The 11165-nt window shown below is 61.4% G+C and carries 15 protein-coding genes and 1 pseudogene; 9 read left to right on the plus strand and 7 right to left on the minus strand.

Annotated features, from left to right (window positions below; translation table 11 throughout):
- Both Y707_RS28295 and Y707_RS0121310 read left to right on the plus strand, forming a co-directional pair.
- A pseudogene (locus Y707_RS28295) lies at positions 1-197 on the plus strand (glutamate--cysteine ligase); the annotation flags it as partial.
- 22 nt (positions 198-219) lie between these two features.
- Complete coding sequence (locus Y707_RS0121310; RefSeq protein WP_026536543.1) at positions 220-1086, plus strand: phytanoyl-CoA dioxygenase family protein; 867 nt, start codon at positions 220-222, stop codon at positions 1084-1086.
- Positions 1087-1208: 122 nt separating this feature from the next.
- On the opposite strand, the gene Y707_RS0121315 is transcribed toward Y707_RS0121310, so the two are convergent.
- Positions 1209-2507 (minus strand): MFS transporter, encoded by a 1299-nt coding sequence (locus Y707_RS0121315; RefSeq protein ID WP_081745072.1) that lies wholly within the window; start codon positions 2505-2507, stop codon positions 1209-1211.
- 86 nt (positions 2508-2593) lie between these two features.
- Here Y707_RS0121315 and Y707_RS33600 point away from each other — a divergent pair, with 86 nt between their 5' ends.
- From Y707_RS33600 to Y707_RS0121335, 4 genes are all read left to right on the plus strand, one after another.
- Positions 2594-2977: a ClpX C4-type zinc finger protein gene (locus Y707_RS33600; RefSeq protein WP_026536545.1), complete on the plus strand. Its 384-nt coding sequence runs from the start codon at positions 2594-2596 to the stop codon at positions 2975-2977.
- Positions 2978-3067: 90 nt separating this feature from the next.
- On the plus strand, positions 3068-3328 hold the full coding sequence (locus Y707_RS0121325; protein ID WP_026536546.1) for a GlsB/YeaQ/YmgE family stress response membrane protein: 261 nt from the start codon (positions 3068-3070) through the stop codon (positions 3326-3328).
- 36 nt (positions 3329-3364) lie between these two features.
- Positions 3365-4621, plus strand: a complete 1257-nt coding sequence (locus Y707_RS0121330) for a pyridoxal phosphate-dependent aminotransferase (RefSeq protein ID WP_026536547.1) — start codon at positions 3365-3367, stop codon at positions 4619-4621.
- Between the two features lie 118 nt (positions 4622-4739).
- Positions 4740-5327, plus strand: coding sequence for a GlcG/HbpS family heme-binding protein (locus Y707_RS0121335; RefSeq protein WP_035783109.1), 588 nt, complete (start codon positions 4740-4742; stop codon positions 5325-5327).
- On the opposite strand, the gene Y707_RS0121340 is transcribed toward Y707_RS0121335, so the two are convergent.
- Positions 5313-5756: an SRPBCC family protein gene (locus tag Y707_RS0121340; protein ID WP_026536549.1), complete on the minus strand. Its 444-nt coding sequence runs from the start codon at positions 5754-5756 to the stop codon at positions 5313-5315. The genes Y707_RS0121335 and Y707_RS0121340 overlap by 15 nt on opposite strands.
- A gap of 9 nt (positions 5757-5765) precedes the next feature.
- Here Y707_RS0121340 and Y707_RS28300 point away from each other — a divergent pair, with 9 nt between their 5' ends.
- The 3 genes from Y707_RS28300 to Y707_RS0121355 all read left to right on the plus strand — a co-directional run bounded on the left by Y707_RS28300 (position 5766) and on the right by Y707_RS0121355 (position 7530).
- Positions 5766-6092 carry a hypothetical protein gene (locus tag Y707_RS28300; RefSeq protein ID WP_026536550.1) on the plus strand — a complete coding sequence of 109 codons (327 nt, stop codon included), beginning with the start codon at positions 5766-5768 and terminating at the stop codon, positions 6090-6092.
- Positions 6093-6115: 23 nt separating this feature from the next.
- Positions 6116-6955 carry a DMT family transporter gene (locus Y707_RS0121350; protein WP_026536551.1) on the plus strand — a complete coding sequence of 280 codons (840 nt, stop codon included), beginning with the start codon at positions 6116-6118 and terminating at the stop codon, positions 6953-6955.
- A gap of 146 nt (positions 6956-7101) precedes the next feature.
- On the plus strand, positions 7102-7530 hold the full coding sequence (locus Y707_RS0121355) for a DUF1761 domain-containing protein (protein WP_026536552.1): 429 nt from the start codon (positions 7102-7104) through the stop codon (positions 7528-7530).
- A 36-nt stretch (positions 7531-7566) separates the two neighbouring features.
- On the opposite strand, the gene Y707_RS0121360 is transcribed toward Y707_RS0121355, so the two are convergent.
- The 5 genes from Y707_RS0121360 to rimI form a co-directional block, all read right to left on the minus strand.
- Complete coding sequence (locus tag Y707_RS0121360) at positions 7567-7989, minus strand: VOC family protein (RefSeq protein ID WP_026536553.1); 423 nt, start codon at positions 7987-7989, stop codon at positions 7567-7569.
- A 78-nt stretch (positions 7990-8067) separates the two neighbouring features.
- Entirely contained in the window at positions 8068-8607 is a 540-nt protein-coding gene (locus tag Y707_RS0121365) for a GNAT family N-acetyltransferase (RefSeq protein WP_026536554.1), read from the minus strand.
- Positions 8608-8616: 9 nt separating this feature from the next.
- A complete protein-coding gene (locus tag Y707_RS0121370; protein WP_026536555.1) occupies positions 8617-9486 on the minus strand; it encodes a putative protein N(5)-glutamine methyltransferase in 870 nt (289 codons plus the stop codon).
- 33 nt (positions 9487-9519) lie between these two features.
- A complete protein-coding gene (gene tsaD, locus Y707_RS0121375; RefSeq protein WP_026536556.1) occupies positions 9520-10593 on the minus strand; it encodes a tRNA (adenosine(37)-N6)-threonylcarbamoyltransferase complex transferase subunit TsaD in 1074 nt (357 codons plus the stop codon).
- Entirely contained in the window at positions 10590-11072 is a 483-nt protein-coding gene (rimI, locus tag Y707_RS0121380) for a ribosomal protein S18-alanine N-acetyltransferase (RefSeq protein ID WP_026536557.1), read from the minus strand. Before rimI ends, tsaD begins: the two co-directional genes overlap by 4 nt.
- Positions 11073-11165: the final 93 nt, after the last annotated feature.

The raw sequence follows: 11165 nt of genomic DNA on the forward strand, positions 1-11165 counted from the left end.
TGGAACAACTCAACCGGCTCGAGCCTGTCGCCAGGAAACTCGGCTGTGTGGATGAGCTTGCCGACGTCGAGAAGATCATCCAGCGCGGTGCCGGCTACCAGCATCAGCGCGAAGTGGCCCTGGCCAATGGCGGCAACCTTCGCGCCGTCGTAAAGGATCTGGTGGAGCGGATGAAAACCGGCTCAATCACGGAGTAAGAAAGAGACAGAGGAGAACCCGATGACGGATGTAACCAATGCTCAGGGATCAGTGTCGATCCCGGTCCCTGCGGGGGCGGATGACGAGACCGCGGCGGCGGTCACCGGACTCTACACCGATGGCGTTATCGGCCTAAAGAGCGCCTTCTCCCGTGAATGGGCAGCCCGGCTTGGCGAGGATATCGACATCGCTTTCAAGGAGGCTTTGTCCCGACCCAACGGGGCAGTCGGCCGCGGGCCGAAGCGTTACTACGTCGAGATTCACCCGGAGCAGTTAAGGGGATGGCTGGAGCTTGTCGATCATCCGTGGGCCCGCAAGGTCAGCGAAGCCGTGCTGGGCCCGGACTACCAGATCGTCGAACTCGGATTCGATGTCCCGGGTCCCGGCGCCATGAACCAGCCGTGGCACCGTGACTTCCCCATGCCGGAGGAAACCCGGTTGAACAAGAGGCTGACATCGTTGGCCTTCAACGCGACGGCGGTTGATACCGAAGAGGATATGGGGCCTTTCGAAATTGCGCCGGGAACCCAGTGGGACCTGCCTGACGGTTTTGAGCACGAAATGTTCCCGCCGAAGTCCGCGTATGACCGGTACGAAGCACTGGCAGTGCGGAAATATCCGAAACAGGGCGATATTTCCGCACGGTCGGCGCTGACCATCCACCGGGGAACAAAGAACCAGTCGCAGAAGTCGCGCCCGGTCCTCGTTCTCGGCATGGATGCTCCCGGGGCCGGGAACGCAGAGCATCACGACATGGCCGTGACGAAGGACTTTTACGAGCAGCTTCCCCAGCGCGTCCGGGACCATCTGGTCTGCCCAGTGGTGGATGAGCTGACGCCCATCACGCAGAAGCACTCCATCGAGGGACTGATGATGGGAGAGGCGTAAGCCTGCCGCTGGGATAGCATCCGCCTCCATTGCGCACCGGAGAACCTCATGGCGGGGGGCGGACTGGAGTAAGACCGGAGCGCCCATCGCGCAGGGTCGGCCGCTTACCTCCTTTCCACTGATCAGTCCGGCATATTGACATCGAGCTCCTCAGGGAAGTTCTTCCAGCGCCGAATGGGCGAAAAGATGATGGGCAGCGCTGATACCGCGGCGATGGCAGCCCATGCCCATAGGACGGGTACGACGCCGGCCCACGCGGCTATGGCGCCCCCAATGAGGCTCGCTACCGGCATGATGCCAAGGACGAAGAGCCGGCTGCTGGCTGTGACGCTGCCAAGCATTCGGGCAGGAGTGACGCGGGGTGTGATGCCCGAGCCAGCGATGGATGTCATCACGATGAGGCTCGCCCATCCAAATCCGGAAACACCGACCCAAATGACCGGCGGGTAAGGAAGAACCCCGGCCAGGGGCAGAAGGGAGATGACTGGCAGCGCGGCCAGACTCGTGACGATCTTGGTTCGACCGATGCCGAAACGGCGCAGTATCGGTACGGCTACGACTGAACCGCTCAGGCCACCCAGAGCTGAGACCGCACCAACCGCGGCGTAAACCCCAGGGCTGATTCCGAGCACAGTCAGGGCATAGACAGCACTGGCAGCGTTGCCGAACATTGCTGCGGTATTAATTATCATTCCGGAGAGGAAGAGCGGTCGCAGTATCGGGTGCCGCACAGTAAAGGAGATCCCCTCTTTGGCGGCGATGATGGGCGCTGGCCTGCCCTCCGTCGGCGGGACAAACTCAACGTGCTTGATCCTTCCGATCAACACCGCCGAGAGGGTGTACGAGACCGATGCCGTGAACAAGGCCAGCGGTGCGGCGGCAATCCTGAGTAGCGCGCCACTTAAAGCAGGCGTAGCGACGGTGACTGCGGTTTGGGCGGACTGGAGTCTTGCATTCGCTTCGCTGAGGTCGTTGCGGCGCACGATGAGAGGAAGAAACGTGCTATGAGCCGTCGTGAAGAATACGTCGGCCACACTGATCACGGCCACGGCAAGAAAGAGATGCCAAATCGTCAAAGCGCCGAAAAGATAAACCGCTGGCAGGGAAGCGATCACTGCTGCACGGCAGAGATCGGCCGCAATCATGATGCGCCGCTTGCGCATACGGTCGACCCAGACCCCGATCGGTACACCCAGCACAAGAAAAGCGCTCAGTCCCAATGCATTGATCACACCGACGTCGAAGGCGCTGGCCCCCAGCATGGAGACGGCGATAATCGGCACCAACGTTCTACTGGCCTCGTCCCCCGCACTTTCGACGGCCCCCGATGCCCACAGGTTACGGAATCCCCGGCCCCGTAGGAACCGGGAGACCTCTGGAAGCGCACCTGCTTGTGGAGAAGGGTCGGGACGTAAGGACATACCTGACAGATTGTCAGGCAACTCCTTACAAAGCAACTATGATTGGGCTACTTTCCGCATTTGATTTAGAAAGGACGACGACTCTGATGGATGGACAGGATGGACCGGATCCCACTTTCTGCAGTTTTTGCGCCCTTCCCCGTTCGGAAACATGCCGGCTCGTAGCGGGACCGGGGGTGGCTATTTGCGAGCACTGCGTGCAACACGCGGCCGGCATCCTTAAGCCAGGAACGGCCGCTCTCGAATCATCGAGCCCGGATGCGCGTTGGCGGAACATGACCGATGAAGAACTCCTCGGCCATCTTCCGGAAATTGCTGTTGTCGGAGGCCAGGTCGAAACCAGGCTGCATGCATGGGTGGATCTAGCCCGCGGGCGCGGGATTAGCTGGGCCAAAATCGGCGCCGCATTGGGGATGACGAGGCAATCAGCCTGGGAAAGGTTCCGCAGTTCAGTTGACGACAACCGGTGACGATCGGCATAGGATCGACAGGAGTGGCTGCAGGAGTTGCAGCACCATCCGGCACCCAAGCCGGAATCGTGACTAGGAAGGGAACATGCCATGATCGGATTTATCATCGCCGGACTCATTATCGGCGCCCTCGCACGACTGGTTAAGCCCGGCAAGCAGAACCTGGGCTGGATTGCTACATTGCTGCTCGGCTTGGCCGGCTCAGTCATTGGCGGCCTCATCGCCAACCTGCTGGGCACCGGAGGCATCTTTGAGCTCAACGTCGTCGGCTTCATCGTGGCCGTCATCGCTGCCGTCGCTCTGATCGGCGTCGCCGAGGGCATGGCCGGCCGCCGCAAGGTAGGTCACTGACTAAAGGAATTTTGCTGGGGTATGAAAACATAGGGTATGCGTCCTATGCAGCACTCCAGCAAGATTGAGAACGTCCGCTATGAACTGCGGGGGCCGATTCTCCATGCCGCCAAGAAGATGGAATCCGAAGGTCAGCGGATTCTGCGCATGAATCTCGGTGACACCGCTCCCTTTGGACTGGAGGCGCCGGAGTCGATCGTGATGGATATGATCCATCACCTTCCTGGGGCCCAGGGGTACAGCGACTCGAAGGGCATCTTCTCCGCCCGTACCGCCATCTCGCAGTACTACCAGACGCGGGGGCTGATGCAGATTGGCGTCGAGGACGTATTCGTCGGCAACGGGGTCAGCGAACTTATTTCAATGACTCTGCAGGCCTTTCTTGAAAACGGTGACGAGGTCCTCATCCCCGCTCCCGACTACCCGCTGTGGACTGCCTCCGTCACCCTCAGTGGCGGAACCGCAGTTCATTATGTCTGCGACGAGGACAACCAGTGGTGGCCGGACATGGCCGACGTCGAGGCAAAGATCACCGAGCGCACCCGCGCCATAGTGATCATTAACCCGAACAATCCCACCGGGGCCGTCTACCCCCGTTTTATTCTCGAGCAGTTCGCGAAGCTGGCCCGCAAGCACGACCTGGTGCTGTTCTCCGATGAAATTTACGAGAAAATCCTCTACGGAGATTCAGTCCATATCCACACCGCCTCTGTGGCGGAAGACATCTGCTGCCTGACATTCAGCGGCCTGTCGAAGGCCTACCGGATGCCGGGATACCGTGCCGGTTGGGTGGCACTCACCGGTCCCCGTGCTGCGACGGCGGCCTACCGTGAGTCGTTGGAACTGCTCGCTTCCCTGAGATTGTGCGCCAACGTTCCGGCCCAACATGCCATCCAGACATCATTGGGCGGGCACCAGAGTATCGACGAACTGGTGAAGCCGGGCGGCCGCCTCCGCGAACAACGCGACCTGGCATGGAAGCTGCTCAATGACATCCCGGGAGTCAGTTGTGTGCCTGCGGCGGGCGCCCTCTACCTTTTCCCCAAGCTTGATCCCGAGGTCTATCCTTTCGCCAACGACGAACAGTTCGTGCTCGATTTGCTGGAGGAACAAAAGATCCTGGTCTCACATGGAACGGCATTCAACTGGGGAGCGCCTGACCACTTCCGCTTCGTTATTCTGCCGGCGACCGAGGACATTGAAGAGGCTGTGCGCCGGATTTCGGCATTCCTGGCTGTCCGCCGGAAGTCAGGTGCGGCGGTTCCCCTGCAGGCTGTAGCCTCAGCCGGCTGAGCCCAAATCTGACCGCGGTCGGGCAAGCTCAAAATAGGCTGAAAGAGATCTATACGGAAGACAGATGTAGCAGGACACTAGTCATGTCAGTGCTTTTTCCTTCCAACTGAGGATTGTCATGGCCCCGCTCAATCTGCCCCAAATATCTTTCGCTTTCGCATCCGCTGCGGTGCTCACGGTCGGTCTTGCCGCATGCGGGTCTCCTGATGGAAATACGCCCCAGGCGGCGTCGGGAACCGGATCCACGGACGAGTCCGCGTCCGGCGACTCCGGTGGTGACGCCGTTCTCAACATGCCGCGCCTAAGCGTCGAAGCCGCCACGGAGGCAGCCGAAGCGGCCCTCGCGCAGTGCCAATCCGACGATCTACCGTTCGTCTCGGTGGCGGTCGTCGATCGATTCGGCCAAGTCCAGGCAATGCTCCGGGGAGCCAACGCTGCCGAACACACGATGGAATCGGCGCGGCTAAAGGCTTATACGTCCGCCTCCTTCGGCAGCAACACGTCCGAACTGACAGAGGCCGCCACCGGCGACGGTCCCACCATTAGCGACCTTCCGGGCACACTCTTTCTCGGCGGAGGTGTCAGCATAAAGGTGGACGGAGCCTCAATTGCCGGCATTGGCGTGGGTGGAGCTCCTCAAGGCAGCTTGGATGAAGCCTGCGCCCAAGCCGGACTCGACGCCATCGCAGATTCACTCCGCAACTAGATATCGGTTCCGGCTTTCAATGAGCTTCCGCATATAGCGGGCCAGGAACAGTTTTTCGGCCGCCAGTCCGAGGAGTCCGAAAGGTGCCGAGAATTCGATACGGTCCACCATTACTGTCGCCCCGCCGTCGTGCATGAACTCATGTAAATGCTTGAAATGCCGGAATGGTCCATTGACTTGTTCATCCACGAAATAATCGGGGACTTCCATGGCGGTAATCCGGCTGGTCATTCGCACCGGCACTCCGAAATGCCACGCCCGCCACGTCACCTGCTCCCCCAAAGAAATGAGGCCCGTTGTAACGCCCGCGACCGCTTTCTCGCGTGACCGCGACATGGAGCCGGCATGCGCGTCTATGCTGCGGGACAGATCGAACAACGCGGCTCTATCCATAGCCGTCCGCGTGGTGCACTCGAAGTAAACGGTCATGGTCAGAGTATGGCAGTCGGTGGGGGCAGAATCACCGCTGGCTGCAAGGGGCCATCATGGATTCCGCTGGGTAAGCTCGCTTTTATGAACGACGCCGATTTCCTCGACTATGTGGGCGGCCGGCTCATGGACTTGCCGGGCGTTCTGGCAGTCGCCCTGGGTTCGGAGATCGGTGGTTGGGGCGGCGGTGTTTTCAATGGCGAGATGCTCCTGCGGTTTGGTGGAACAGGGCGTCGATGCTGCTCGACTATGCCGAAAATAATTACGCTCAGAAGGGCCGTCTGGCTCAATGTCTTGTTCTGGTCCCGGGCCGCCACGTCGCGGGAGTCCAGATGAATCCTTCCAGGCGCGCCTGACCAATGGGAGCCATACTCGCGCTGGGTTCGGCGCTGTTTTACGGCATCGCCGACTACGCCGGAGGGCTCTTGTCGCGGCGGGCGGATCCCACACTGATTGCGCTTATCGGACAGGTAGGCGCGCTCATACTTACCCTGGCCGTGGCACCGTTTGTGCCGACGCCTGACCTTCAGCTGCAGGATGTGGCCTGGGGCGCGCTATCCGGGGTGGGCACGGGAATGGGCATGGTTTTCCTGTACCGCGGCCTCAGCCACGGAAGTATGAGCGTAGTGGTTCCCCTCGTCGCCGTCGGAGGCACCGCCATCCCCGTCCTGATTGGAGTCACGCTCCTCGGGGACCGTCCATCAGCCCTCGCATGGTTGGGAATCGCCTTTGCCATCCCGGCCCTATGGCTGATTTCCGTCACTAGAAGCCGCGCCGGCGCCACGCATGCGAGCGGCGCCTTCGACGCGCTTTTCTCCAGCCTTGGGATAGCCCTGCAGTACATAGCCCTCGCCCAGGCAGGCGATGGAGCTGGGCTGTGGCCTATAGTTGCCGGCCGCGTCGCGGCTTCAATCGCCATTTTGCCGTTGGCACGGCGGACACTCTCCGGGTTCCGGAACCTAAGCCTGTCGATGGTGCTTGCTGCGGCCCTGATCGGCGGCACGGCGGCGCTCGCGCTAACCCTCTATATGCTGGCGGCGCAACTGCAACTCACCACGATCGCTGTTGTGCTGTCGTCTCTCTATCCCGTGATCCCCGTGCTGCTGGGCATCACGCTGCTGCGCGAAAAACTCACGGGTCGACAAATATTAGGACTCATAGGAGCGGGGGCGGCCGTCGGCCTCATTACGCTCGGCTGAGCCACTTTGTGCAGGCACGAGCCCGACAAGGGGTCGCCGCACTGTCAGACGACACGGTGAGTGGGGGCAACGCGGTCACAGCGACACAGATAATCGGCGATTAGATTGCAAGATGTGTGTACAACTATGCATCAGAGGAGCAAACGATGATTCCGGAAATTAACGTCTGGGCGGTCCTGATAGCAACGCTTTCCACCATGGTGGTCGGGTCAATCTGGTACACCCCGAAAGTGTTCGGGAACTACTGGATGCGCGTCGCGAAAGTCCGGCCAAGCGGCGATCCAAAGGACGCCATCAAGCCGATTTTGATTACGCTGGTGGTCAGCTACATCAGCGCGTGGATTCTCGCAGGTACCGCAACCATAGTCCAAAACTTCTATGGAGGCAGTTTTCTCGTCAGCTCACTCATTACCGCCATGGTTCTTTGGGCTGGGTTCACAGCCTCCCGGTTCATCACGCATGATGCTTTCGAAGGCCGTCCAATCGGTCTGACGGTATTGAACTGCGTCCACGAACTGGTGACTTTCGTGATCATGGCCCTCATTATCGGTCTCTTCGGCATCAGCGGCGTATAAGCCTAAGCCGTAAGTCGAGCGTTAATCGGGGTCCATTTACGACTGTGGACCGGCGATGTTCACCAACCAGTTGATCCCGAATTTGTCGGTGCACATGCCAAAGAAATCGCCCCATGGTGCCTGTGCCAGCTGCTCCTGCACATTGCCCCCGTCGGACAGTTTCTCCCAGTAGCCCCGCAGCTCGGACTCGGCGTCCTGCCCGCCGCTTAGCGATACCGAGATGTTGGCGCCCTGGTTGTAGTCCATACCGTTCGGGGTATCCGCAACCATCAGCGTGAAGCCGCTGTCAGTTTCCAACATCGAGTGCATGATCTTGTCCTGTTCGGCTGGATCCTCACTCGCGTGGAACTCACCGAAGGTGCTTCGGGTCAGTTCTCCACCAAATACAGAATGGTAAAAGTCCATCGCTTGCCGGGCAGTATCGCGGAAGCTGATGTACGGATTGAGTCGTGCGCTCATGCCTGATCTCCTCGTTTGGATTGAATACGCGCTCCGATTATCGATCAAAAACGGCAGGTGTGGAAGAGCCAAAAAGCACTAGCCTGCGAGGTCTTCCCAATCTATGGGCGTGGAGGTGCCGCTTTCCCAGTCCTGGCGAAGTATGCCGTAGCCGACTGAGGCGACGTGACCGCCGTCGTGGGTCGGCCAGCCAAGGCGGTAATGGGCTTCTTTGAGAAATCCGGCCTGTAGGAATGTTTTCCGCATGGCGATGTTGTCCTCGCGCGTCTGGCCTTCAAACCTCAGGATCCGGGGCATCGACGTAAACACCAGGTCACAGAGTGCGCGGACAACCTCAGTTCCTTTGCCCCTTCCGCGCTGGCTCTCTTCCAAGCGCAGATCAAACATCGGCGTGTCATCCTGCAGATCCTGGAGGACGGCCATCCCGATGCGTGCACCGTCGTCGTCGATCCAGTATCCCTGCGAGTCCTCATTCCAAAACCGCCCCTTTTCGACGCCTGGACGCACCTGGTCCTCGGAGGGTTCAGCCAAGACGTGAAATGGAAAACGGTTGGAGCTGAGAAAGCGGACAACGGCATCAGCGTCGGCGGCTGTCATCGGGCGGAATTCAATCGGCATGGTTAGAGCCTAGTGCTCAGCCCGTGTCCCGACGACGACGGTGGCGTCCAGCTCCTCGGAGCGCTCCACTCGTGGGACCAGTCCGTTGCCCTCCATGATCCCGATGGTGTCAGGGGCCTGGCGTTCACTGGTCTCGAGCAGCAGATGACCGCCCGGCGCAAGCCACAGTGCCGCCTCGGCGGCCACCCGGCGTTGAACATCCAGCCCGTCTGCTCCGCCGGAGAGGGTAAACAGCGGCTCGTGGTTGCGCGCTTCAGGAGGCATCAACCGGATCTCGTCAGCCGGTACGTACGGCGCATTCACGGCCAGGAGGTCGACGCGTCCGCGCAGCTCAGCCGGCAAGGCAGCATAGAGGTCGCCTTGGAACACCCGGCCACCGGCGTCGGCGGTATTGTGCCGGGCGCACCGCACAGCTGTCGCATCCACATCGGCGGCGTAAAGCTCTACGTGATCCAGGTCTGCAGCGAGCGCAGCTCCGACGGCGCCGGAACCACAGCAGAGATCGACGACGACGGTCCGCGCCTTGGTACGGGTGTCACCGGCGTCGTCCGGACGCCGAGCGGCATCGATAGTTCCGCTTATGGCACCGTCGTCCCCGCTGACAAGGTCGATCGCCTGGCTTACCAGGAACTCGGTGCGGCGCCGGGGAACGAAGATCCCGGGTTCCACTGCTATCCGCAAACCGCAGAACCCGGCCCAGCCAATGATCTGCTCGAGCGGCAGACCGGAAGCGCGCCGTTCAACCATGGCGGCGAGTTCGGCGGCTGTCCCGGCCTCGGAAACCAGCAGTTCCGCCTCTTCCTCGGCATACACACAGCCGGCCGCGCGAAGCCTGGCAGCAATGGTCGGCTGCGGAAGCACTGCTGGGGAAACCGGCATGGAAAGAGCTTAGCGCCGGTCGGTGTGAAGTCCCTATACGCTGACGGTGGTGACCGGCAGCGAGGTATCCGGAGCGAAGCCGATGCCGGACGGCGCGCCTCCACTCATGACGACCTGAGCACCCAGAGCCGCGACCATCGCTCCGTTGTCGGTACACAGTGAGGGCTTCGGAACCCGCAACTCGATTCCCGCCCCGGCACAGCGTTCGGCGGTCAGCGCACGCAACCGTGAATTCGCCGCGACTCCCCCGCCCAGCAGCAGCGTGGTGATGCCGTTCTCCCGACAGGCCAGCACGGCTTTGACTGAGATGACGTCGACCACGGCCTCCTGGAAGGATGCCGCGATATCAGCGACCGGAACTTCGCCGCCGCCGGCCTCGAACTGCTCGACGCAACGCGCCACCGCCGTTTTCAACCCGCTGAAGGAGAAGTCGTACCGGTGTCCGCCTTCGGACTTCAGCTTGAGATACTTCGGTGCCGTGAGCCCGCGGGGGAACTTAATGGCGTGCGGATTGCCTTCCTTGGCCAGATTGTCGATGGCGGGGCCACCGGGATAGCCGAGACCCAGGATGCGAGCGACCTTGTCGTAGGCCTCCCCCGCGGCGTCGTCGATCGTCGCACCAAGCAGCTCGACGTCGTCGGTAATGTGCTTCACCCGCAGGATCTCCGTGTGGCCGCCGGAGACCAGCAGCGCGCCGAGGTTCTCCGGCAACTTCCCGCCGTCGAACAGGTCCGATTCGAGGAGGCCGACGCCGACATGCGCAACCAGGTGATTGATGGCGTAGAGCGGTTTTCCGGTGGCGACGGCCAGGGCCTTCGCGGCGCACACGCCGACCATGAGGGCGCCCGCGAGCCCGGGACCGGAAGTCACGGCGATGGCGTCGACGTCGTCCAGTTCCACTCCGGCGTCCGCGAGCGCCTGCTCCAGTGTGGGGATAATCGCGTCCAGATGCGCCCGCGAGGCGATTTCCGGAATCACGCCGCCGAACCGGACATGCTCGTCCATGGATGAGGAAACGGTGTTGGTGAGCAACGTCGTGCCGCGGACAATGCCGACGCCGGTTTCGTCGCAGGACGATTCGATGCCGAGCACCAAAGGTTCATTCACCACGTGGCTCCGTCCCTCATACTGAGGATCAGCCGCATCACCAAGGCGTCCGCACCGTCCCGGTAGTAGCGCGGGCGGACGTGGATCTGCTCAAAACCGAACCGTTCGTACAGCGCCCGCGCCCGTGGATTGTCGGAGCGGACTTCAAGCATCACATCAGCCATGCCACGATCACGGGCCGCGTCGATCAGCATGGTCAGCAGCAGGGTGCCGATGCCTTGGCCTTCCCGCTGGGGGACGACGGCGATGGTTTGGATGTCCGCGATTGGCTGCACCGCCATCAGGCCGGCATAAGCGATGATACGGCCGTAGGCGTCCTCGGCGACCAGATAGCAGCGTGTGCTGGCTTGCGCCAGTTCGTCATGGAACATCTGCTCCGGCCACGCGTCGGTCGGAAACAGCTCCTGTTCCAGCGCGTTCACGGCTGCCACGTCCGCCGTCGTCATCGGCCGGATCTGCCCGGTCTGCCGGTCGGTCATCGTTTCTCCGTTTCCAGCGCGCGCTTCCTGGGGCCGGGCACTTTGGCATCGGATTCGCGCAGGTACAGCGGCGCCGTATCGCGCAACGGTTCG

Origin of the sequence: Arthrobacter sp. H14, from assembly GCF_000520495.1 — a bacterium.
Classification (GTDB): Bacteria; Actinomycetota; Actinomycetes; order Actinomycetales; family Micrococcaceae; genus Arthrobacter_C.